The organism is Micromonospora sp. NPDC023869, from assembly GCF_055559695.1.
Genome location: NZ_JBVHKD010000002.1, coordinates 132,637 through 154,372, shown reverse-complemented (window position 1 = coordinate 154,372; position 21,736 = coordinate 132,637). Strand labels below are relative to the sequence as shown.

Annotated in this window: 17 protein-coding genes; 11 read left to right on the top strand and 6 right to left on the bottom strand. The window is 72.9% G+C overall.

Features of this window, described 5'->3' with window-relative positions; all coding sequences use genetic code 11:
* The first annotated feature begins 40 nt into the window (after positions 1-40).
* Positions 41-1,846, top strand: a complete 1,806-nt coding sequence (locus tag ACZ31C_RS06415) for a glycoside hydrolase family 6 protein (protein WP_465794467.1) — start codon at positions 41-43, stop codon at positions 1,844-1,846.
* 146 nt (positions 1,847-1,992) lie between these two features.
* On the opposite strand, the gene ACZ31C_RS06410 is transcribed toward ACZ31C_RS06415, so the two are convergent.
* The 3 genes from ACZ31C_RS06410 to ACZ31C_RS06400 all read right to left on the bottom strand — a co-directional run bounded on the left by ACZ31C_RS06410 (position 1,993) and on the right by ACZ31C_RS06400 (position 4,042).
* Entirely contained in the window at positions 1,993-2,370 is a 378-nt protein-coding gene (locus ACZ31C_RS06410; protein ID WP_350692367.1) for a hypothetical protein, read from the bottom strand.
* A gap of 129 nt (positions 2,371-2,499) precedes the next feature.
* A complete protein-coding gene (locus tag ACZ31C_RS06405; protein WP_465794466.1) occupies positions 2,500-3,435 on the bottom strand; it encodes a hypothetical protein in 936 nt (311 codons plus the stop codon).
* Positions 3,436-3,445: 10 nt separating this feature from the next.
* Positions 3,446-4,042 carry a hypothetical protein gene (locus ACZ31C_RS06400; protein WP_465794465.1) on the bottom strand — a complete coding sequence of 199 codons (597 nt, stop codon included), beginning with the start codon at positions 4,040-4,042 and terminating at the stop codon, positions 3,446-3,448.
* 377 nt (positions 4,043-4,419) lie between these two features.
* Here ACZ31C_RS06400 and ACZ31C_RS06395 point away from each other — a divergent pair, with 377 nt between their 5' ends.
* From ACZ31C_RS06395 to ACZ31C_RS06365, 7 genes are all read left to right on the top strand, one after another.
* Complete coding sequence (locus ACZ31C_RS06395; RefSeq protein ID WP_465794464.1) at positions 4,420-7,260, top strand: sensor histidine kinase; 2,841 nt, start codon at positions 4,420-4,422, stop codon at positions 7,258-7,260.
* On the top strand, positions 7,260-7,679 hold the full coding sequence (locus ACZ31C_RS06390; RefSeq protein WP_350692360.1) for a roadblock/LC7 domain-containing protein: 420 nt from the start codon (positions 7,260-7,262) through the stop codon (positions 7,677-7,679). Before ACZ31C_RS06395 ends, ACZ31C_RS06390 begins: the two co-directional genes overlap by 1 nt.
* The gene (locus ACZ31C_RS06385) at positions 7,669-8,058 is read left to right on the top strand and encodes a DUF742 domain-containing protein (protein ID WP_117225943.1); all 390 of its coding nucleotides are present in this window, start codon (positions 7,669-7,671) and stop codon (positions 8,056-8,058) included. The genes ACZ31C_RS06390 and ACZ31C_RS06385 overlap by 11 nt, the downstream gene beginning before the upstream one ends.
* Positions 8,039-8,641, top strand: a complete 603-nt coding sequence (locus ACZ31C_RS06380) for a GTP-binding protein (protein WP_350692358.1) — start codon at positions 8,039-8,041, stop codon at positions 8,639-8,641. The genes ACZ31C_RS06385 and ACZ31C_RS06380 overlap by 20 nt, the downstream gene beginning before the upstream one ends.
* 130 nt (positions 8,642-8,771) lie before the next feature.
* Positions 8,772-9,806 carry a lactonase family protein gene (locus ACZ31C_RS06375; RefSeq protein WP_465794463.1) on the top strand — a complete coding sequence of 345 codons (1,035 nt, stop codon included), beginning with the start codon at positions 8,772-8,774 and terminating at the stop codon, positions 9,804-9,806.
* A 145-nt stretch (positions 9,807-9,951) separates the two neighbouring features.
* Positions 9,952-11,712: a substrate-binding domain-containing protein gene (locus ACZ31C_RS06370; RefSeq protein WP_465794462.1), complete on the top strand. Its 1,761-nt coding sequence runs from the start codon at positions 9,952-9,954 to the stop codon at positions 11,710-11,712.
* 209 nt (positions 11,713-11,921) lie between these two features.
* On the top strand, positions 11,922-13,409 hold the full coding sequence (locus tag ACZ31C_RS06365; protein ID WP_465794461.1) for a sugar transferase: 1,488 nt from the start codon (positions 11,922-11,924) through the stop codon (positions 13,407-13,409).
* Positions 13,410-13,417: 8 nt separating this feature from the next.
* Here ACZ31C_RS06365 and ACZ31C_RS06360 read toward each other — a convergent pair whose 3' ends face one another.
* On the bottom strand, positions 13,418-14,545 hold the full coding sequence (locus tag ACZ31C_RS06360) for a PP2C family protein-serine/threonine phosphatase (RefSeq protein ID WP_465794460.1): 1,128 nt from the start codon (positions 14,543-14,545) through the stop codon (positions 13,418-13,420).
* A 92-nt stretch (positions 14,546-14,637) separates the two neighbouring features.
* Here ACZ31C_RS06360 and ACZ31C_RS06355 point away from each other — a divergent pair, with 92 nt between their 5' ends.
* Complete coding sequence (locus tag ACZ31C_RS06355; protein WP_465794459.1) at positions 14,638-15,201, top strand: MarR family winged helix-turn-helix transcriptional regulator; 564 nt, start codon at positions 14,638-14,640, stop codon at positions 15,199-15,201.
* Between the two features lie 11 nt (positions 15,202-15,212).
* Here ACZ31C_RS06355 and ACZ31C_RS06350 read toward each other — a convergent pair whose 3' ends face one another.
* Together ACZ31C_RS06350 and ACZ31C_RS06345 are read right to left on the bottom strand one after the other, a co-directional pair.
* Positions 15,213-16,868: a PP2C family protein-serine/threonine phosphatase gene (locus ACZ31C_RS06350; RefSeq protein ID WP_465794458.1), complete on the bottom strand. Its 1,656-nt coding sequence runs from the start codon at positions 16,866-16,868 to the stop codon at positions 15,213-15,215.
* 135 nt (positions 16,869-17,003) lie between these two features.
* The gene (locus tag ACZ31C_RS06345; protein ID WP_465794457.1) at positions 17,004-18,263 is read right to left on the bottom strand and encodes an ROK family transcriptional regulator; all 1,260 of its coding nucleotides are present in this window, start codon (positions 18,261-18,263) and stop codon (positions 17,004-17,006) included.
* A 49-nt stretch (positions 18,264-18,312) separates the two neighbouring features.
* Between ACZ31C_RS06345 and xylA the strand changes: the two genes are divergently transcribed.
* On the top strand, positions 18,313-19,500 hold the full coding sequence (gene xylA / locus ACZ31C_RS06340; protein WP_350692348.1) for a xylose isomerase: 1,188 nt from the start codon (positions 18,313-18,315) through the stop codon (positions 19,498-19,500).
* 10 nt (positions 19,501-19,510) lie between these two features.
* The gene (gene xylB, locus ACZ31C_RS06335) at positions 19,511-20,926 is read left to right on the top strand and encodes a xylulokinase (RefSeq protein WP_465794456.1); all 1,416 of its coding nucleotides are present in this window, start codon (positions 19,511-19,513) and stop codon (positions 20,924-20,926) included.
* Positions 20,927-21,736 lie beyond the last annotated feature (810 nt).

Sequence of the window (21,736 nt, the reverse complement as noted above, 5' to 3'; positions counted from 1 at the left end):
GCCGTACGCGGATCCGGTCTCGCCCAAGGAGATCAGTGGCATGAATGTGTGGAGAAGGCTGTCCAGTCGACGGCGGGCTGTCGCGCTGGCCGGCGCGAGCGCGCTGGTCGCGGGCGGTTTGGTGACGATACCGGTCACCGCGGCGCACGCCGCGACGCAGTGCGACGTCGCGTACACGACCAACGACTGGCAGGGCGGCTTCACCGCCAACATCACCATCCGGAACATCGGCGACCGGCTCACCAGCTGGACCCTCGGCTTCACGTTCCCCGACGCCAACCAGCGCGTCCAGCAGGGCTGGTCGGCCCGTTGGACCCAGTCGGGTCGGAACGTGACCGCGCAGAACGAGTCCTACAACGGCAACCTGGCCACCGGCGCCAGCACCAGCATCGGCTTCAACGGCGCCTGGAGCGGCAGCAACCCGAAGCCCACCTCGTTCACGGTCAACGGGGTCGCGTGCAACGGCGGCACCACGCCGACCACGCCGCCGCCCACCACGCCTCCGCCGACCACGCCGCCGCCCACGACGCCTCCGCCCACCACGCCGCCGCCCACGACGCCTCCGCCCACCACGCCGCCGCCCGGCACCAAGGTGGACAACCCGTACCTGAACGCCCGGGGCTACGTGAACCCGGAGTGGAAGGCCCGGGCCGAGTCGGTCGCTGGCGGTAACCGGGTGTCGAGCATCTCGACCGCCGTCTGGATCGACCGGATCGCGGCGATCGAGGGTACGGACAACAGCCAGTCCAACGGCCCGATGGGCATTCGGGACCACCTGGACGAGGCGCTGCGGCAGAACGCCGAGTACATCCAGTTCGTCATCTACAACCTGCCCGGCCGGGACTGCGCGGCGCTCGCCTCCAACGGCGAGCTGAAGGCCGACGAGCTGCCGAAGTACAAGGCGGAGTACATCGACCCGATCGCGGCGATCATGGGTGACGCGAAGTACCGGAACCTGCGGATCATCAACGTCATCGAGGTCGACTCGCTGCCGAACCTGGTGACCAACACCTCCAACAACCCGGGTGGCACCGTGATGTGCGACACGGTGAAGGCCAACGGCGCGTACGTGCAGGGTGTCGGCTACGCGCTGGCCAAGCTGGGCGCGCTCTCGAACGTCTACAACTACGTCGACGCCGGGCACCACGGCTGGCTCGGCTGGGACAGCAACTTCGTCCCGAGCGCCCAGGTCCTGAAGGAGGCCGCGACCGCCTCCGGCAGCACGGTCAACCACGTGCACGGCTTCATCACCAACACGGCGAACTACTCCGCCCTGATCGAGCCGTACGCGAAGATCACCGACACGGTCAACGGGCAGACGGTGCGCCAGGCCAAGTGGATCGACTGGAACTTCTACAACGACGAGCAGAGCTTCGCTCAGGCGTTCCGGCAGGAACTGGTCCGGCAGGGCTTCCCGAGCGGCATCGGCATGCTGATCGACACCTCCCGTAACGGCTGGGGCGGCAGCGCCCGGCCCACCGGCGCGGGCCCGACGACCAGCGTGGACGCCTACGTGGACGGTGGCCGGGTCGACCGCCGCATCCACAAGGGCAACTGGTGCAACCAGGCCGGTGCGGGCATGGGCGAGCGGCCGAAGGCCGCGCCGGCGACGGGCATCGACGCCTACGTCTGGGCCAAGCCCCCGGGCGAGTCGGACGGCTCCAGCCGCGAGATCCCGAACAACGACGGCAAGGGCTTCGACCGGATGTGCGACCCGACCTACACCGGTAACGACCGCAACGGCAACAGCCGCAGCGGTGCCCTGGCCGACGCCCCGATCTCGGGCGCCTGGTTCTCGGCGCAGTTCGCCGAGCTGATGCGCAACGCCTACCCGCCGTTGTCCTGACGGCTAGGCATACCGGCCGCCAGCAGTAGGTGAGGCGCTGCGGCGGCAGGTTCCCCGGGCCCCTGGTCCGACCGCACCGGTCGGACCAGGGGCCCCTCTCGCCGCGCCGGACGGGTCCACTCGAACCGGGTGGGCCCGTCCGGCGCTCAGGGCACCGTCTTCTCGATCGCGGCCCGGCCGGTCTCGGCCAGTTCACGCCGGGCCCGCTCGATGTTCTCGGGGGTGAGGTCCTGGCCCCGGGCCATCACCAGGTCCTCCGGGTCCCACGGCTGCTCGGCACCGGTGCGGATGTCGTCCCGGGCGGCCCCGGTGCCGGTGCCGGTCGCGCCGGTGCCCGCCGCGTACGGGTCGGCGATGACGTCCTCGGTGGGCGCGTCGAGGTCGATCCGCTCGCCCGGCCCGGCGAAGGCCGGGGTGTCCCGGTCGGCCCCGCCGCCGGTCATCAGCTCGGGAACGCCGCTGTCGTCGTCCACCGCCGCGGCCACCTCGGGGCGCTCCTCCAGCGGTCGGTCACGATCCGTCATCCTGCCGCCCTCCTGTCCGCCGCACGGTTCCTCCGGCCCCCTGCGGGTACCCGCAGGTCGCCGGGTAATGCCTGCGACGGCACGACGAAGGCGGGCGTCCCGCTCCGGGACACCCGCCTTCGACGGTGATCAGCGGCCGAGCACCCGATCGAGGAAGTCGCGGTAACCGCGGACCGCCACGCGGAGCTGCTCGGTGTCGGGCGAGCCCGCCTCCTGCCACCCGCCCAGCTTGTCCTTGTGCTCCGCCAGCGCCGCGGACAGCGCCTGCATGGCCTCGTCGACGAGCGACTGCGCCTGACCGGCGGCGGCCTGCGGGTCGTCCACGAAGCGGAGCTGGACGTCCCGCCAGCGATCCCGGAAGCCCTGTGCGGTCGTCTCGTCGAAGAGGGTCGCCGCACTGGCCGGAACCGCCGATCCGGCGTCGGTGTCGCCGGTCGGCGACGGGCCGTCCGGGTCGACCATCGTCGGGGCGGCGCTGCCGTAGCCGGGGCCGCCCGCCGCCGCCACGTCGGCAGTGTCGACCGTCGACGCGTCACCGGGCAGGTCCCGCGACCCGATCCGCCCGTCGAGGTCGTCTGCCCGGTGGGCGTCCGTCCCACGGTGCGCGGCCGTGTCAGAGTCGTCCAGGTCGAGGTCGGTGCGGTCCACGTCGTCACCGGTCCGGTCGAACTCGGCCGTCGGGTCGGCCCGAAGCCCCTCCCGCTCGCCGTCGACCGCGCCGTCGCCCGGCGCCGCGGTGCGCTCCTCGCGCGGGTCGATCTCGTCTTCCGGACGCCGACTGGCCAGTGCGGACGCGGCCACCGCGCCACCGACCGAGGTGGCGCCGAAAGCGGTCGGCACCGGAGCGGGATCGGTCACCTCGTCATCCCGGTCGTCGTCGCCCGGCCGGCCGTCCCAGGGACGGTTGCGGTCGGTGGACTCCACCCGGTCGCGGTCCGTCGGCTCGTCGACGCCGTCGAGGTCGTCCGGTACGTCCCGGTGGGCACCGTTCGGCGGCACTGCCACCGGGGCAGACCGGACGGCCTCGGGGTGGTCGTTGTTGAGCTGCTGCTCGTCTTGCCGCATGGTGCTCTCCTCAGCGGTTCGTGGCGTCATGGGCGGCCTCGGGGTGGCGCTGCTCGGGCGTGGTGGCAGCCGCGACCGGTTCCTCGCCGAGCAGGTCGGCGAAGAGGGCGCGGTAGTGGACGACGGCCTGGCGGAGGTCCTCGGTGCTGGCCTCGCCCCGCGAGTTGCGCAGGTGGATCTCGTGCGCGTCCCGGTAGTGGCTGAGCGTCCGGGCGTGCTCGACGGACAGGTGGGCGATCTGGTCCGAGAAGTCACCGGTGGGGTAGCCCCGCTCGGCGACGAGCCGCGTGACCAGTTCGTCGGCCTGGCCGACGGTCTCGGCGGGGGAGTCGATGAAACGCACCTGGAGTTCCTCCCAGGCGGCGGAGTACCGGGCGCGGGACTCCGGGTCCAGCGGGACGAGTTCGAGTTCGGCGTGCCGGCGTTCCCGGTCCCGCAGCTCCCGCTCGGCGGCGCTGCGGCTGTCCCGCTCGGCGACCACATGGTCGTACTCCGGGCCGAAGCGTTGCCGTAGCGACCGGCGGCGGCCGGCCACGACGACGGCCGCGGCCACGGCGGCGACCACCAGGATGACGAGGACGGTGACGACTATCTGCGTGGGCGACATGGCTCCTCCTTCGCCTTGAGGTATTCCCTCCGGGCACTGATCGCCAATCCCGTTCCGGAGCACTTTCCTCATCCGAATCGGCGGTGGGCAGGGCGGAGACCCCGTCCGGAGGGGACGAGCGGCGATTCGGAGCATCGGTCGAGGCCGGGAACCGGACGAGCGCCGTGTGATCGCCCGTTCCGGGCGGCAGGGGCGTCCTCGGGACGTCCGGCACCGTATAGGTAGTCTCGACAGACGGTAGTGCGTCCGGCGCGGATTACGTATCCTGCCCAAGGCGCCCGAACCTCGGCGTCCCGGCGGACAGCCGGGGCGCGTCGGCGAGGGTGCTGCCCGGCCGTGCCGGAGCCCTTCCAGCCACCCTCCCGGGCGAGGTCCGATTGAACACCCGCGACTGGCCGATCCGCTCCAAGCTGACCGCGCTGGTGGTCGTGCCGGTGACCGCGTTGCTAGCCCTGTGGATCTTCGCGACCACACTCACCTTCGGCCCGGCACTGGATCTGCTCGCAGCCCGGACCCTGCTGTACGACCTGGGCCGGCCGGGCGAGACGGTGGTGGCCGAGCTGCAACGGGAGCGGCGGCTCTCGGTGGTCCATCTCGGCTCACCCCGTACGGTCTGCGGTCAACCGCCGGCCAACTGCGTACTTCCGGAACTGGTCGCACAGCGGGGTCGCACCGACACCGCGATCGCCGAACTCCAGCGTCGGGTCTCCGGGGACCAACTCCGCGACGCCGCCGGTGAGCTGCTGGAGACCCGGCTGGACCGCCTCCTCGGCGAACTAGAGGCGCTGCCGTCGGGGCGCGAGTTCATCGATCGCCGCGACCTCGACCGCGCCGGGGTGATCGGCCTCTACAGTGGCATGATCTCGTCGGCGTTCCACACCTTCTCCGCCCTGGCGAACCTGCCGGACCAGGACCTCAACCGGGAAGCGCGGGCGTTGACCGACATCGGCCGCTCGCGCGAGCTGCTCGGTCAGACCGACGCGCTGCTGGCCGGCGCGCTGATCGGCGGCCGACTCGCCGAGGGCGAGCACACGCTGCTCGTGCAGGGCATCGCCAACCAGCGTTTCCTGGCCGAAAGCGCGGTGGCCGACCTGCCGGAGCCGGACCGGGCGGCGTACCAACGGTTGACCGAGCAGGACGAGTTCACGCAGTTGCGGCAGATGCAGGACGAGTTGGTCGCCGCCGACCCCTCGGCCCGGCTCCGGCTCGATCAGCAGGCCTGGCAGAACAGCTACGACACGGTGCAGCGGTCGCTGCGCGACTTCGAACTGACCCAGGCCGACGGCCTGGCCGACCGCTCGGTGCCGATGGCGGCGCGGACCCTGGTCCGGCTGGCCGCCGCCGGACTGCTCGGCCTGGTCGCCGTCGTGCTCTCGCTGGTCGTCGCGCTGCGGGTCGGCCGATCGCTGGCGCAGCGGCTGACCCACGTACGCGGCACCGTCAAGGAGGCCGAGGAGCGTCTGCCCGAGGTGGTGGACCGGTTGCGCCGGGGCGAGCAGGTGGACGTGACCGGCGAGGCGCCGTTGGCCGACCGGGGCGCGGACGAGATCGGCCAGGTGGCCCAGGCGTTCACCGAGGTGCACAAGGCCGCGATCCGGTCCGCCATGGTCGAGGTGAGCCTGCGTCGCGGCCTCAACGAGGTCTTCCTGAACATCGCCCGCCGCAGCCAGGGCCTGGTGCACCGGCAGCTCACCGTGCTCGACCGGATGGAACGCGACGCCGAGGACCCGGACCACCTGGCCGAGCTGTTCCGGGTGGACCACCTCGCCACCCGGTTGCGGCGGCACGCCGAGGACCTGGTCATCCTCGCCGGTGCGGCGCCGGGCCGGGGTTGGCGCAACCCGGTCGCGATGGTGGACCTGATCCGGGGTGCCATCTCCGAGGTCGAGTCGTACGACCGGGTGGACATCGTCAACGTTCAGGCCGCCGGCACCGTGGGCCGGGTAGTCGGCGACGTCATCCACCTGCTCGCCGAACTGATCGAGAACGCCACCGCGTACTCGCCGCCGGACTCCCGGGTGGAGATCTCGGGCGAGCACGTCGCGCACGGGTACGCCCTCTCCGTCACCGACCACGGGCTCGGCATGACGGCCGCCGCCATCGAGGAGGCCAACCGGAAGCTCGCCCGGTCACCGGACTTCGACCCGGCCGAGACCGCGCGGCTGGGGCTGTTCGTGGTCGCGCGGCTCGCCGCCCGGCACGACGTACGGGTGCGGTTGCGGGAGTCGGACGGGACCGGGCTGACCGCCGTGGTGCTGATCCCGGCGGCACTCATCACCGCCGAGCCGTCGCCCCTGCCAGACCTGGACACTCCCGCCGGGGACGACCAGGCCGCCACCCCGGAACAGCGCCGGCTGGCCCGGGCCACCCGGTTGACCACAGTGCCCCGACAGAGCACCCGATCGCAGGCAGAGCCGGAGAAGCCGACCGCCACCGAGCCGGTGCCGGCGAGCACGAGCGGCAGTCGGGGCGGCCCCACCGTCGGCTCCACGGTCGGCCCGGCCGAGGCCGACGGCCTGCCCCGCCGCATCCGCCAGCGGGGCCCGGCCGCCACCACCCCGTCGGCCGCCACCGCATCCCCGGCCGCCACCGCATCGCCGGACACCGCCGTGCCGTCGGCCACCATCGCAGCGTCCGGCTCGGCGTCGCCGGCCGCGGACGGCGACGCCGCACCGGCACCGCAGACCGTCGGACCGGCACCGGTCGGTTCGCCTCCGGTGTCGCCCACCGTCTCGACGGAGGTCGCGCCGACCGCCGCGACGACGTCGGTGCCCGGCAACGGAACGTCCGGCACTGGAGCGCCCGGAAACGGAGCGTCCGGCCCGGCCGGGCACCGGACGGCACCCGGCCGGGCGCAGGACGGCGTCGACGCGCCGACGGTGCTGATGCCAGCGGTGTCCTCGGCGATCGACGGGCCGACCGTACGGCAACCGGTGGTGGTCCCGCGCGGACCTATCCGGCCGCTCGGCGAACCGACCCCGCGCAGCCCGGAGGAGGCCCGCCGGTTCATGTCGGCGCTCCAGGCGGGCACCGCGCGGGGCCGACGCGCCGCCGTCGAGCCGAACGACGACGCGGAGCACGCCGGACCGCCCACGCCGGGCCGATCCGGTGCGGCCTCCGCCGACCAGGAGCAGGACCGAGGCACCGAGCCGGCAGGGACGCCGGCCGGTGACCCGGCGACTGTGCAATCCCCGACCGCGACTGAGAGGGACGCCTGATGCATTCGACGAGGCAGAGTGCCGATCTCGGCTGGTTGCTGGACGACCTGTTGGAGCGGGTACCGACCGCGCGGCAGGCGGTGGTGCTCTCGGCGGACGGGCTGCTGCTCGGCTGCTCCACCGGGATGGACAAGGCCGATGCCGAGCACCTCTGCGCGCTGGCCTCCGGGCTGTCCAGCCTGGCCCGGGGCGCGAGCCGCCACCTCACCGGTGGGCCGGTGCGCCAGACGGTGGTGGAGATGGAGTCCGCGTACCTCTTCGTGACGGCGGCGGGGCAGGGCGCCTGCCTCGCGGTCGCCAGTGACGCGGACGCCGACATCGGCCTGGTGGCGTACGAGATGGCGATGCTGGTGACCAGGGTGGGCGAGAATCTGGGGACACCCACCCGGGCGTCGGTGGGTGCCGCCGATGCGCACTGACTTACCGGGGAACCAGCACGAATGGCTCGACGCCGACGCCGGGCCGGTGGTCCGGCCGTACACGCTGACCGGTGGCCGGGTACGGGCCAGCGCGGACGCCTTCGACCTGGTGGCGTACGTGCTGGCGAAGCCGGACCCGGACCTCGGCGCCTATCCGGAGCTGTACCCGGAACACCGGCTGCTGGTGGAGTTGGCCGGCCGGGGAACGCCGGTGGTCGAACTCGCCGCCGATCTCAATCTGGCCATCGGTGTGGTCCGGGTGCTGCTCGGCGATCTACTCTCCCGGGGACTGGTCGCCGTGCACCAGCCGCCGCGCGCCACGTACCTGCCCGACAACGACATCCTCAAGGCGGTGGTCGATGGACTCCGTGCGTTATGACGGCGAGCAACGGGGACAGCGGATCCCGATCGCGCTGAAGATCCTCGTCGCCGGTGGCTTCGGCGCCGGCAAGACGACGCTGGTCAGCGCGTTGAGTGAGGTCCGGCCGTTGCAGACCGAGGAGATCCTGACCGGGGCGGGCATCGAGACCGACGACCTCTCCGGTGTGGAGACCAAGTCGACCACCACGGTGGCGATGGACTTCGGCCGGATCACCATCAACGACGATCTCCAGCTCTATCTGTTCGGTACGCCCGGGCAGGACCGGTTCTGGTTCCTCTGGGACGAGCTGGCGTTCGGGGCGCTCGGCGCGGTGGTGCTCGCGGACACCCGTCGGCTGGCCGACTGCTTCCCGTCGATCGACTACTTCGAGCAGCGCGGCATCCCGTTCGTGGTCGGCGTCAACTGCTTCGACAACTCGCAGCGGTTCAGCCTGGAGGCGGTACGCCGCGCCCTCGACCTCGACGGCAACGTGCCGATGGTGCTGTGCGACGCCCGCGACCGGCAGTCCGGCAAGACGGTGTTGATCTCTCTGGTCGAGCACGTGGCCCGGCAGCGGGGTGAGCCGGTGCCGGCGGCCTGACCCGGGTGCCGGACGCGGGCCGGGACCGGGCGGATCGCAGGTCCGTCGGGAATTCCAGGTCTAACCGGTCGGCATCGGGGCAAGGCTTCTGGTGAGATCGACGCAGGATTCGGCAGGGAGGCGGAACACGGTGGCGGTTCAGGGCGAGATCGTGCACATCGGCGGCTACACGGCGTCCAGCGGCGGCCGGGCCACCGGCATCGTCGCGGCCCGCCGCGATCCGCACACCGGTGAGCTGACCTCACTGGGCACGGTCGCGGTCACCGCGTCGCCGTCCTTCCTCACCCGCCATCCCCGCCTGCCGATGCTGTACGCGGTCAACGAACTGCCCACCGGTGAGATCAGTGCCTGGCGGGTGGGGGCCGACGGGGAGCTGGACGCGGCCGGCACCCAGGCGACCGGGGGCGCGGAGCCGTGCCACCTGGCGGTCACGCCGGACGGCGGCCACCTCGTGGTGGCCAACTACGGCAGCGGCAGCGTGACCGTGTTCCCGCTCGACGCCGACGGTGTCCCGGGTGCGCGTACCGACGTGGTGGCCCACCAGGGGCACGGGCCGAACCCCGAGCGGCAGGAGCAGGCGCACGCTCACATGGTCTCGCCGGGCCGGGACGGCGCGCCGCTGCTCGCCGTCGACCTGGGCACCGACTCGATCTACCGGTACGACCTCGACGCGGCGGGCGCGCTGGCACCCCGGGGTGCCCGGGTACGGACTGCCCCGGGGGTGGGTCCCCGGCACGTGGCCCGGCACCCGGACGGCCGGCGCTGCTACGTCTCCGGCGAGTTGGACGGCTCGGTCCTCGCCTACGAGGTGACCGACGACGGCGGGCTCCAGGAGATCGGGCGGGTCGAGGCCAGCGGCCGGGCCGGGCACGTGCAGCCGTCGGAGATCGCCGTGGGCGCCGACGGGCGCTTCCTCTATGTCGCCAACCGGGGAGTGGGCACGATCACCGTCTTCTCCCTCGGCGCGAAACTGCCGGAGCAGGTGGCCGAGGTGGACACCGGCGGCGAGTGGCCGCGCCACTTCGCCGTCATCGGTGAGCATCTGTACGTCGCCGACGAGCGGGCAGAAATGGTACGCACTTTTCTCGTCGACCGGGAGACCGGCGTTCCGGCGCCACTGGGCGAGCCGCTCGTGGTCGCCAGTCCGACCTGTGTTCTGCCCTGATCGCGGGCCTGAGACATAGATGCATCCACATTGCGCCGTGGCGTCGTCACACAAAGTTACCAATTCGGGGGAAACTGTTTCTCCTCTGTAACTTTCGACCGAACGGCCATGGCAGTCCACCGGTGGGATACGCAAGATGGTCTGCGTGTCAGCAGGCCGCCATCGCATGCGTTCAGGTATTCACGGCGCCGCCGCCGCGGCGGCGGTCGGCGTTCTCGTCGTCACGGCCGGGGGGTGGGTCGGCTATCGCCAACTCGCCGGTCAGGACTGCTCGGGCAAGATCGAGCTGTCCGTCGCCGTGGCAAGCGAGCTCGCTCCTGCGGTGGACCAGGCCGCCTCCGAGTGGGAGGAGAAGGGTGCCGCCGTCGAGGGGACCTGCATCGACGTGACGGTCTCGGCGGCCGACCCGGTCGAGGTGGCGGCGGTGGTGGCGGCCAAGCACGGCGCGACCCTGGCCGGCGTCGGTCAGGCCAGCGGCACCGCGGTGAGCCCCGACGTCTGGATCCCGGACTCCTCCACCTGGCTGCTGCGACTCAAGACCGGTGGCGCGGCGGCCTTCGAGCCGGGCAACGGCGCGTCGATCGCCAGCAGCCCGGTGGTCGTGGCGATGCCCGAGCCGATCGCCGCCCGGCTGGGCTGGCCGCAGAAGGAACTCGACTGGACCCAGTTGCTGGCCCGGGTCAACAGCGACCGGCCGCTGCGGACCGGGATCGTCGAGCCGACCCGGGACGCCGCCGGCCTGTCCGGCCTGCTGTCGCTGATGACCGCGGCCTCGTCCACCGGTGGTGCCACCGCCGAGCAGGACCGGGTCGGCGCGTTGCGGGCGCTGGCGTCGGGTGCCTCGGCGCTGCGCCAGGACCTGTTGGCGAAGTTCCCGACCGCGGCGGACAACACCACGCTGGCCAGTGCGCTCGGCGCGGCGGCCCTCTCCGAAGAGGACGTCATCCAGTACAACGCCCGCAAGCCTCCGGTGCCGTTGGCGGCGCTGTATCTCAAACCGGCGCCGCTGCCGTTGGACTACCCGTACGCGGTGCTGCCCGGCATCGACCCGGCCAAGGCGTCGGCCGCCCGGGTGCTGTTCGAGGCGCTGACCACCTCGTCGTTCAAGGACAGGCTGGCCGAGCAGTCGCTGCGTGGGCCGGACGGGAACTGGGGGAGCGGGTTCGCCGCGCCGCAGGGTGCACCCAGCCCGGCCGGTGGCGACTCCTCCGCCGCGCCGCCGCAGGGCGGGGTGGCCGCCGGTGGGCTGGCACCGGACGCGGTGGAGCGGGCGGTGTCGAGCTGGTCGATCGCCACCCTGTCCGGTCGGATGCTCTGCATCATCGACGTCTCCGGCTCGATGAAGAAGACCGTGCCGACGGCCAACGGGGCGACCCGGCAGCAGGTCACCATCGAGGCGGCCCGACGCGGTCTGAACCTGTTCGACGACTCGTGGTCGATCGGGTTGTGGGTGTTCTCCACCAAGCTGGCGGGGACGCGGGACTACCGCGAGGTGGTGCCGATCGCGCCGCTGTCGCGGCAGCGCAGCACCCTGGAGCGGGGACTGGACACGGTCACCTCGTCCAGCGGTGACACCGGCCTGTACGACACGCTGTTGGCCGCCTACAAGGACGTGCAGCGCAACTGGGAACCCGGCAAGGTCAACTCGATCGTGCTCTTCACCGACGGCAAGAACGAGAACCCGGACGGCATCTCGCAGCGCGAACTGCTCGCGGAGCTGGAGCGGATCAAGGACCCGGAGCAGCCGATCCAGGTCATCATCGTGGGCATCGGCACCGAGGTGAGCAAGGCTGAGCTGGACACCATCGCCGGGGCCGCCGGTGGCGGGGCGTTCATCGCCGCCGACCCCACCAAGATCAGTGACATCTTCCTCAGGGCGATCGCCCTGAGGAAGGCACCGGCCTGAGCGTAGGCGCAGGGACGGGGTCTGCGGTACCGGAGAAAGCGGTACGACAGGCCCCTTTCCGGTCGTCCTCCACACCGGAAAGTGACGGCAATACGTCCGAAGCAATCGGCCGCCATAGTTATCAAGGCAGGATGTCCTCGTGCACCGGCAGATCCGGCCTCCGTCCCGGCCGATCCCGGGCCGTCGGCGAGCGAAGTGTGGGAGGGCTGGTGACCTCGGCGACGCTGTTGACCCCCGCCAGATCGTCATCGCGATCAGGTGAGGCTGCGCCATCGAGCGGGTCGGTGCGTGGCGACCAGCGGACATACGTCCGTTCCCTGGTCGTGCTGGACGCCACCGTACTCTCCGTGGCAGTGCTCATCGGTTACGCGGCGCGATTCGGTGAATCCGTGCCACGTGGTACCCACGTGCCCTACGTCCTGTTCGCGCCGGCACTTGTGCTGGCCTGGTTGGTCTCCCTGAAGGCCCTGCGCTGTTACGACGACCGGGTGGTCGGCTACGGCGCGGACGAGTACCGGCGGGTGAGCATGGCCAGCCTCCGGTTGGCCGGCGCCGTCGCGATCCTCGGATACGTCGCCGACGTCGGCGTGTCCCGTGGCTTCCTGGCGATCTCGTTCGCGGTGGGCATGATCGGGCTCGAAGTGGCCCGGTTCGCCGCGCGCAAGCGTCTGCACCGAGCCCGGTCGCGGGGGACGGGCTGGTCTCGGCGGGTGCTGGTGGTCGGCGACACCGCACACGTGTTGGAGCTGGTGCACACGCTGCGCCGCGAGCCGTACGCCGGCTACCAGGTGGTCGGCGCCTGCATCCCGGACGCGTTGCTGGCCCCGGTGGCGCAGCGGCTCGGTGACGTGCCGGTGGTCGGCTCGTTCCGGGGCATCCCGGAGGCCGCCGACGCCATCGGCGCGGACACGGTCGCGGTCACCGCCTGCGGGGAGCTGACCGCCACCCGGCTGCGCCGGCTCGGGTGGCAACTGGAGGGCACCGGCATCGACCTGGTGCTGGCCCCGGCGTTGACCGACGTCGCGGGCCCGCGTATCCACACCCGTCCGGTCGCCGGGCTGCCCCTGATCCACGTGGAGGCGCCCGAGTTCCGTGGGGTGCGCAAGCTGGTCAAGGGGCTGGTCGACCGCTCGGTCGCGCTGGTGGCGTTGACCCTGTTGTTCCCGGTGCTGGCGGCCATCGCGCTGGCGGTGAAGGTGAACAGCCGGGGGCCGGTGCTGTTCCGGCAGACCCGGGTGGGGCAGGGCGGGCGCGAGTTCGGCGTCTTCAAGTTCCGCACCATGGTGGTGAACGCCGACGCCCTGCTGGCGGAGTTGACCGCCCGCAACGAGACCGACGGTCTGATGTTCAAGATGCGGGACGACCCCCGGGTGACCAGGGTCGGCCGGCTGCTGCGCAAGTGGTCCCTGGACGAGCTTCCCCAGTTGGTCAACGTGCTGTTCGGGCAGATGAGCCTGGTCGGGCCCCGGCCGCCGTTGCCGTCCGAGGTGGCCCGCTACGACGGCGACGTGGCCCGGCGTCTGCTGGTCAAGCCCGGGATGACCGGTCTCTGGCAGGTCAGCGGCCGGTCCGACCTGAGTTGGGAGGACGGCATCCGGCTCGACCTCTACTACGTGGAGAACTGGTCACTCGCGGCCGACCTGACCATTCTCTGGAAGACCTTCGGCGCGGTGGTCAACAGTCGGGGCGCGTACTAGGACGGGCCTCAGGGCTGCGGGCCGGTCCAGTCCAGGCAGACCACGACCGCGTCGTCGGTCAGGTCACCGGCGACGAAGGCCCGCAGGTCGCCGAGGAGGGAACGTACCGCGTCGAGCGGGGTCATCGGCGCGGTACGGCGCAACATCCGGTCCAGCGCGGTCTCGCCGTAGCGGATGTTGCGCCCGGTCGCGTCGATCACCCCGTCGCTGATCATGAAGAGACGGTCGCCGCGCTGGAGCTGGATGTACTGCTCGTGGTAGTTCGTCCCCTCGAACATGCCGAGCGGGAACTGCGCCTCCAGCGGCTGCACGGTGACCTGCCCGGCCCGCAGCAGCACCAGCCGGGGCGAACCGGCGTCGACGGCGGTGAGCAGGCCGGTACGCAGGTCGAGTTCGAGCAGCAGGGTGGAGAGATGTTGCTCACCCCGGTGCAGGTCGTAGATCGCTTGGTCGGCCAGGGTGGCCTGGTCGGCCAGCGGGATGCCGGCCCGGCGGGCGTTGCGCAGCGCGCAGGTGGCCAGCGTGGTGAGCATCGAGGCGGCCACCCCCTCGCCCATCCCGTTGATCGTGGCGGTCCAGACGCGTTCGCCGTCGTCGGACCAGTCGAAGCTGTCGCCGCGCACCGCGTACGCGGGTTCGAGCTGGCCGGCCAGGCTGAACGAGGGACGGGTCCGGCTGCGCCCGGGCAGGAGCTCCCACTGCACCTCGGCCGCGAGCGTGAGCCGTCGGGTACGCCGGGCGATGCGGTACACGTCGGTGCCGGGGTCGACCGCGGTCAACTCGTGCGCCATCGCGGTGGCGATCTCCAGCAGCTCGCTCAGCAGCCCGTCGTCGGTCAGCGGTGCGACCCGGAGCACACCACGCCGTTCGCCGCGCATGTTGACCGGCAGGTAGCCGGTGCCGTCCGCGTACACCGGGGTCTCGTGGTCGAAGCAGCGCCAGGCGGGGTGACCCGGGCTGGTCACCTCGTCACCGCCGGTGAGCGGGAGCAACGCGGCCAGGCGGTAGTCGACCTGGAGCAGCTCGGTCTCGGTGATGCCGTACTCCCGCTCCAACAGCTCCGCGATCCGCCGGACGAGCAGGTCTGCGGGGGCTGCCGTGAGTGTGGCACGGGCCTCGTCGACCGGCTCGCTCATCGTCTCTCCTTGATCACAAGCCCATTCGGCGACAGAATCGGAGTACGCTCAGGCCCACCATGGCGGAACTGCATGGTCCACCGGGACCCGAGATGAGTATGGCTGCCGAGCTGGATACCGCGGCAAGCGCCCTGCTGACCGTCTGGGACGGTGCGCGGGAACGCACGGCCAACCGGATCTCCACCGCCCAGCTGCGGGCCGTCATGCTCGTCGAACGGCAGGACGGCATCAACCTGCGCCGGTTGGCCGCCGGGCTGGACATGCTGCTCTCCTCGGCCAGCCGGCTGTGTGACCGGCTGGTCGCCGCCGGGATGCTGGAACGCGAGCCGGGACGCGCTGACCGCCGGGAGATCTCGCTGCACCTCACCGCCGAGGCCCGCCGGCTCCTCGCCGAGCTGCGCGAGGACCGCCGCCAGCAGCTGTCCACGATCCTCGCCGCTATGACGCCGGAGGCCCGAGAGGCCCTGCTGCACGGGCTGCGTGAGTTCGACGCGGCAGCTCGGGCGCGGGTGATGCGGCAGGTGTCGCCGCTGGTGCCGCAGCAGGAGACCCACGCGGAGCAGCTGCCGGCGGGCCGGCCCGCCGTCGAGCACGGTGCCGAGCCGCAGCCACGGAGCTGGGCGGCGGGGGAGACCTCCGTCTCACGTACCGCCTGACCGGCCGGCGGTCAGCCGGTTGCGGCCGGGCCCACCGCCAACATCGCCACGTCATCGTGCCGGTGCCCACCGCACCACTCGTCGACCAGGTGGAGCACGCGGTCGACAAGCGTCGCCGGTGCGGATCCGGCGGCCTCGCCCAGGGCTCGGTGCAGCCGCCGCTCGCCGAACATCTCGGTGCCGTGCGGCCCGCCCCGGGCCTCGGTCACCCCGTCGGTGCGGGCCAGCAACAGCTCACCCGGCCGCAGCCGGACCTCGGCCTCGTCGAACCGCGCCCCGGGCACCGCACCCACCGGCATGCCGCCCACCTGGACCGGGGTCACCGTCCCGGTGCCGTCGACCAGCAGCGGCGCGGGATGCCCGCCGCCGGCCACCCGGACCCGCACTCCGCCGTCCGGCTCGGGATGCAGCGTGCCCAGCAGCAGGGTGGTGAACTGGCCGCGACGGGCCGCGTCCGGGATGTCCAGCAGGGCCTGGTCGAGCAGCCCGAGCAGCTCCCGGGGCCGATGTTCGACCAGGCGCAGCGTCTGCAACGACTGGCGGACCCGGCCGGTCAGCACGGCCGCGCCGACGCCCTTGCCGCTGACGTCGCCGAGGGCGAACAGCGCGCCGCCGTCGGTCGGGAGCACGTCGTAGAAGTCACCGCCGATGCGCAGGCTGTCGCCGGCGGCGCGGTACCCACCGGCGAGCCGTACGCCGTCGACGGCGGGCAGGTCCGGCGGGAGCAGACTGTTCTGCAGTACCCGGGCCAGGTGGGTCTGCTCGTCGTAGAGCTGGGCGGTGGCCATGGCGGCTCCGGCCCGGGCCGCGAACTCCCGGACCAGCTCGACGTCGCGCCGGTCGAACCCGTCGCGCGCCCCGGCCCGCACCAGCACCAGCGCGCCCGCCGTTCGGCCGGCCCCCGGCATCGGGCTGACCAGCAGCGTCGCCGCCGGATCGAGGTGGTCGGGGATCAGCGGCCCGACGCCGTCGCGCTCCGCGGCGGGCCAGGGCCGTGGCACGCCGGCCTCTCCGTCGAGCGCCTCGACCAGCCCGGGTACGGCGCTGACCGTGTCCCAGTCGGTGGCGCCGAGGGCCGGCGTCGACTGGTGACCGGTTTGCCGGATCCACTGCGGCTGGTACTCGACCGCCCCGGTCGGCAGATACACGATCAGGGCCAGGTCGGCGAGGTACGGCACGGGCAGCGTCGCGGCGGCCTGGAGCGCCTGGTCGCGGTGCAGCGCCAGGCCGAGTCGACGGCCGGCCTGGGCCAGGAAGTCGGTCCGTCCCCGCTCGGTGCGCAGCGCCTCGGCGCGCTGGTGGTCGTCGGTGACGTCCCGCACGTACCAGGCCGACCGGTCACCGGCCAGCGGGCGGCGGATGCCCCGGAGCCGCCGGTCCCGGTGTTCGCCCTCGACGTCGTCCGCCCCGGTCGCGTACGCCTCGGCCAGCATCGCGACCGGGGAACCGGGCAGCCCGACGCCCGGGTGCAGTTCCGGCAGCAGGGCGGTGGCTGCGGCGTTGACCAGCACGACCTGCCCGGCACTGTCGGTGATCAGGACCGCCTCGGCGAGCCCGTCGAGGAGTTCCCGCGCGAGATCGGGGTCCACCGAGCTGCGGGAGCCCGGGCGTCCGGCCCGCCCACGGCCGGTGGAGCCGGCGGCCGGGCCCCGTCGGGTCGTGGTCACCGACGGTCGTCCTGCGCCCTGCGCTGTCGACCTGTACGCATGCCGGTGTTGTGCTCCTCGGGTCCACGGGGTTTGTTGCCTCGGGACAAGGGTACCGAGGGCTCCCGAGGGGTGCCCTCGCAGGAACACCGTGGTCTAGAGCCGGGCCAGCCAACCCGCCGGGCGGGCGATGATCCGGCGTATCACCGAGCCTGCCGCGCCCACCGCGGCGGCGGTCGCGCCGAGGGCCGCAGGTCGTACGGTCACCGGTGACCAGGCGGCGGTGAGCACCCGGCGTTCGATCTCGGCGAGCACCGGTGGCCGGATCCAGGGAGCAAGCGGGGCGTAACCGCCACCGAGCACCACGGTGTCCAGATCCAGCAGGTTGATCACGCTCGACACGGTGATGCCGATGGCCGTACCCGCCTCGTGCAGGGCGTGCCGGGCGGCGGGCTCGCCGGCCTCGGCGAGCTGGGCCAGCCGCATCGGCGCGGTGTCGGCCGGCAGGTCGGCCCCGGCCAGGCCGGCGGCGGCGAGGATCGCCTCCTGTCCGGCGTAGCGTTCCAGGCAACCCCGGCCGCCGCACCGGCACGGCGGCCCGTCCGGCCGTACCGGGATGTGCCCGATCTCGCCGCTCCAGCCCCGGACGCCCCGGAACAACGCGCCGTCGAGCACGATCCCGGCACCGATGCCGACCTCACCGGAGAGGTGCAGGAAGCTGCCCGGTCCGGCGCCGGCGTGCAGTTCGCTGAGCGCGGCGAGGTTGGCCTCGTTGTCCACCACCAGCGTCGGTACGCCCGCCACCGTCTCGGTGAGCGGCGGGTGTGCGGCCAGCAGCTCCGGGACGGGTACGTCCCGCCAGCTCAGGTTCGGCGCGAGGCGGACCCGGCCGGTGTCGTCGACCAGCCCGGGTACGCCGAGGGCCGCGCCGGCCAGGGTGAGGCCCTGCGCGTCGGCGTCGGCGCGGGCGCGGGCGGCGAGCCGGGCGAGCCGGGCCAGCGCGTCGGCGGGGGAGACCGGACGCAGGTCGGCCCGGTGCACGGTGTGGTGTCGGACCTCACCGGAGAGGTCGACCACGCAGGCGGCCAGGTAGTCGACGTTGATCTCCAGCCCGAGCCCGGCCGGGCCGTCACCGGCGAGCACCAGGCCACGGGCGGGTCGACCGGCACCGGCGCGTGGCGTCGGCTCGGCCTCGGTGACCAGTCGACCGGCGACGAGGTCCTCCACCACGGCCGAGACGGTGGCCCGGGTCAGGCCGGTCTCGGCCGCCAGCGCGGCCCGGGAGGGCGGGCGGTCGGCCGCGGCGATCCGGCCGAGGACGAGGGCGAGGTTCAGCTCACGCAGGCTGCCCTGGCGTACGCCGCCGGCCGGGGCTGCGAGTCGGGTCACCCCTTGACACTGCCACATCGCGGCCATTTAATTCAACCACTGAACAAATAGCGGACGACACCACCGGAGGTCTGTAATGGCATCCCGTCCCACCCCCGCCGACAAGTTCTCCTTCGGCCTCTGGACGGTCGGCTGGCAGGGCCGAGACCCGTTCGGTCACGCCACCCGGCCCGCGCTGGACCCGGTGGAGTCGGTGCACCGGCTCGCCGAGCTGGGCGCGTACGGCGTCACCTTCCACGACGACGACCTCGTGCCGTTCGGTGCGGACGCCGCCACCCGCGACGGCCAGATCGCCCGGTTCCGCAAGGCGCTCGACGAGACCGGCCTGGTGGTGCCGATGGTCACCACCGACCTCTTCCAGCAGCCCGTCTTCAAGGACGGCGGCTTCACCAGCAACGACCGCGACGTCCGGCGGTACGCGCTGCGCAAGGTGCTGCGCAACATCGACCTCGCCGCCGAGCTGGGCGCCCAGACCTTCGTCATGTGGGGCGGTCGCGAAGGCGGCGAGTACGACGTGGCCAAGGACGTGCAGGCCGCGCTGGCGCGCTACCGCGAGGCGGTCGACCTGCTCTGCCAGTACGTCGTCGACCGTGGTTACGACCTGCGCTTCGCGCTGGAGCCCAAGCCGAACGAGCCGCGCGGCGACATCCTGCTGCCCACCGTCGGGCACGCCCTGGCCTTCATCTCCACGCTCGCCCACCCCGACCGGGTCGGCGTCAACCCGGAGGTCGGCCACGAGCAGATGGCCGGGCTGAACTTCGTGCACGGCATCGCCCAGGCGCTCTGGCAGGGCAAGCTGTTCCACATCGACCTCAACGGCCAGCGCGGCATCAAGTACGACCAGGACCTGGTCTTCGGCCACGGTGACCTGCTCAACGCGTTCGCGCTGGTGGACCTGCTGGAGCACGGCGCGCCGGGCGGCGGCCCCGGGTACGACGGACCCCGCCACTTCGACTACAAGCCCTCCCGCACCGAGGACATGGACGGGGTGTGGGTCTCCGCCGCCGCGAACATGCGGACCTACCTGCTGCTCAAGGAGCGGGCTGCGGCGTTCCGGGCCGACCCCGAGGTGGTCGAGGCGTTGGCCGCCAGCAAGGTCGGCGAGCTGGGCGTACCGACCCTGGGCGAGGGCGAGGGCTACGCCGAGCTGCTCGCCGACACCAGCGCGTTCGAGGGCTACGACGTCGAGGCGGCGGGTGCCAAGGGTTTCGGCTTCATCCGGCTCAACCAGCTCGCCGTCGAGCACGTGCTCGGCGCGCGCTGAGGCGGACGGCATGCCGCTCGTCGCGGGGGTGGACTCCTCCACCCAGTCCTGCAAGGTGGTCGTCCGGGACGCGGAGACCGGTGACCTGGTCCGTCAGGGCCGGGCGCCGCACCCGGACGGCACCGAGGTCGACCCCTCGGCCTGGTGGTCGGCCCTCCAGACGGCGATCGACGCCGCCGGTGGGCTGGACGACGTCGCCGCCGTCTCCGTCGCCGGCCAGCAGCACGGCATGGTCTGCCTGGACGACTCCGGCGAGGTGGTGCGGCCGGCGCTGCTGTGGAACGACACCCGCTCCGCACAGGCCGCCGCCGACCTGGTCGAGGAGGCCGGTGCCGGTACGGCGGGACGGCAGTTCTGGGCCGACGCGGTGGGCAGCGTGCCGGTGGCCAGCTTCACCGTCACCAAGCTGCGCTGGCTGGCCCGGCACGAGCCGGCCAACGCCGACCGGGTGGCCGCCGTCTGCCTGCCGCACGACTGGTTGACCTGGCGGCTGTCCGGATCCTCCGACCTGGCGGCGCTGCGCACCGACCGCAGTGACGCCAGTGGCACCGGCTACTGGTCGCCGGCCACCGGCGAGTACCGTCCCGACCTGCTGGAACGGGCGCTCGGTCGGACGGTACGGGTGCCGACCGTGCTGGGACCGTCCGAGACGGCGGGCGCGCTGCCCGGCGGCGCGCTGCTCGGGCCCGGCGCGGGGGACAACGCCGCCGCCGGATTCGGGGTGGGCGCCGGCCCCGGCGACGTGGTCGTCTCGATCGGTACCTCCGGCACCGTGTTCAGTGTCGCCGACGCGCCGGCCGCCGACCCGACCGGGATCGTCGCCGGCTTCGCCGACGCCAGCGGCCGGTTCCTGCCACTGGTCTGCACGCTGAACGCGGCCCGGGTACTCGACGCCGCCGCCGGGATGCTGCGGGTCGGGCTGGACGAGTTGGCCGAGCTGGCGCTGGCCGCGCCGCCCGGCGCGGACGGGCTGGTCCTGGTGCCGTACCTGGAGGGTGAGCGGACGCCGAACCGACCGCTGGCCACCGGGGCGGTGCACGGGCTGACCCTGGGCACCTCGACCCCGGCCCACCTGGCCCGGGCGGCGGTCGAGGGCATGCTCTGCGCACTCGCCGACGGCCTGGACGCGCTGGCCGCCCAGGGGGCGACCGTCCGCCGGGTGATCCTGGTAGGTGGCGGGGCCCGCTCCGCCGCCGTCCGCCGGATCGCCGCCCAGGTCTTCGGCAGCCCGGTGGTCGTTCCGCCACCCGGTGAGTACGTCGCCGACGGGGCCGCCCGCCAGGCCGCCTGGCTGGCCCTCGGCAGCGCGGAACCACCGTCGTGGTCGCCGTCCGGCACCGAGGAGTACGCCGCCGAGCCGGTACCGGCCATCCGGGAGCGTTACGCCGAGGCCCGGGAGCGCCACCTGGACCGCTCGACCGGATAGCGCACGCGGGTCCGGGCCGGGGCGCGACACCGCCCCGGCCCGGCACCCGCTGCGCCCTCGGTCTGGTCGGTCTCGTCGGTCTCGTCGGTTCCTCGGTCTCGTCGGTTCCTCGGCCTGGTCGGTCCCGTCGCGCCGTGACGGGGCATCGGCCGCGTCGGGCGGTGTCAGGCCGTCGGCCGTGGCGGGCCGTGCCGGGTCGTCGGGCCGCGTCGGGTCGTGTCGGGCCGTCGGCCGTGCCGGTCGTGTCGGGCCGTCGGGCCGTGTCGGGCCGCGTCGGGCCGCAGGCCGCGTCGCGTCGGGTCGGGTCGTCGGGCCATGTCGGGCCGTGTCGGGCCGTGTCGGGCCGCAGGCCGCGTCGGGTCGGGTCGGGTCGGGTCGTCGGCGGTGTCGCACTTTCGGGCATCGCATCGGCTTCCCGCCGGCCCACTCGCTCGCTGACCTCAAGGTCGTGCTCAATCCTGGATCGAGTGGCCATTGCGGCGCTGGGATGCCACTCGATCCAGGATCGAGCGTGATCTTGGCCGTGCGGGCCGTACGATCATCGGGGCCTATGAGGGCGTCGGGCCTCGTCGGGTCATTGGACGGTGTCGGGTCGCCGGCCCCGTCGGGTCGTCGCGTGGGATCGGCAACGACGCCAACGCCCACCTCCGTGGGGTCGTCGGCCTTGTCGGCCCCTCGGCCCAGTCGTGCCGCGACGGGACGTCGCCTCGTCGGCCTTGTGGAGTCGTCGGGGCCAAGGTCGTCGGGGTGCGCGGATCGGTGGCGTCGGGTGGGGCCGGTCCGCTGTCGCCCGGTCGGGGTGGGTGGACC

What these genes read in the sequence shown, in the direction of transcription:
- ACZ31C_RS06415 (WP_465794467.1), top strand. Translation starts at nt 41, where the DNA reads ATGAATGTGTGGAGAAGGCTGTCCAGTCGACGGCGGGCTGTCGCGCTG.
- ACZ31C_RS06410 (WP_350692367.1), bottom strand. Translation starts at nt 2,370, where the DNA reads ATGACGGATCGTGACCGACCGCTGGAGGAGCGCCCCGAGGTGGCCGCG.
- ACZ31C_RS06405 (WP_465794466.1), bottom strand. Translation starts at nt 3,435, where the DNA reads ATGCGGCAAGACGAGCAGCAGCTCAACAACGACCACCCCGAGGCCGTC.
- ACZ31C_RS06400 (WP_465794465.1), bottom strand. Translation starts at nt 4,042, where the DNA reads ATGTCGCCCACGCAGATAGTCGTCACCGTCCTCGTCATCCTGGTGGTC.
- ACZ31C_RS06390 (WP_350692360.1), top strand. Translation starts at nt 7,260, where the DNA reads ATGCATTCGACGAGGCAGAGTGCCGATCTCGGCTGGTTGCTGGACGAC.
- ACZ31C_RS06385 (WP_117225943.1), top strand. Translation starts at nt 7,669, where the DNA reads ATGCGCACTGACTTACCGGGGAACCAGCACGAATGGCTCGACGCCGAC.
- ACZ31C_RS06380 (WP_350692358.1), top strand. Translation starts at nt 8,039, where the DNA reads ATGGACTCCGTGCGTTATGACGGCGAGCAACGGGGACAGCGGATCCCG.
- ACZ31C_RS06360 (WP_465794460.1), bottom strand. Translation starts at nt 14,545, where the DNA reads ATGAGCGAGCCGGTCGACGAGGCCCGTGCCACACTCACGGCAGCCCCC.
- ACZ31C_RS06355 (WP_465794459.1), top strand. Translation starts at nt 14,638, where the DNA reads ATGAGTATGGCTGCCGAGCTGGATACCGCGGCAAGCGCCCTGCTGACC.
- ACZ31C_RS06345 (WP_465794457.1), bottom strand. Translation starts at nt 18,263, where the DNA reads ATGGCCGCGATGTGGCAGTGTCAAGGGGTGACCCGACTCGCAGCCCCG.
- xylA (WP_350692348.1), top strand. Translation starts at nt 18,313, where the DNA reads ATGGCATCCCGTCCCACCCCCGCCGACAAGTTCTCCTTCGGCCTCTGG.
- xylB (WP_465794456.1), top strand. Translation starts at nt 19,511, where the DNA reads ATGCCGCTCGTCGCGGGGGTGGACTCCTCCACCCAGTCCTGCAAGGTG.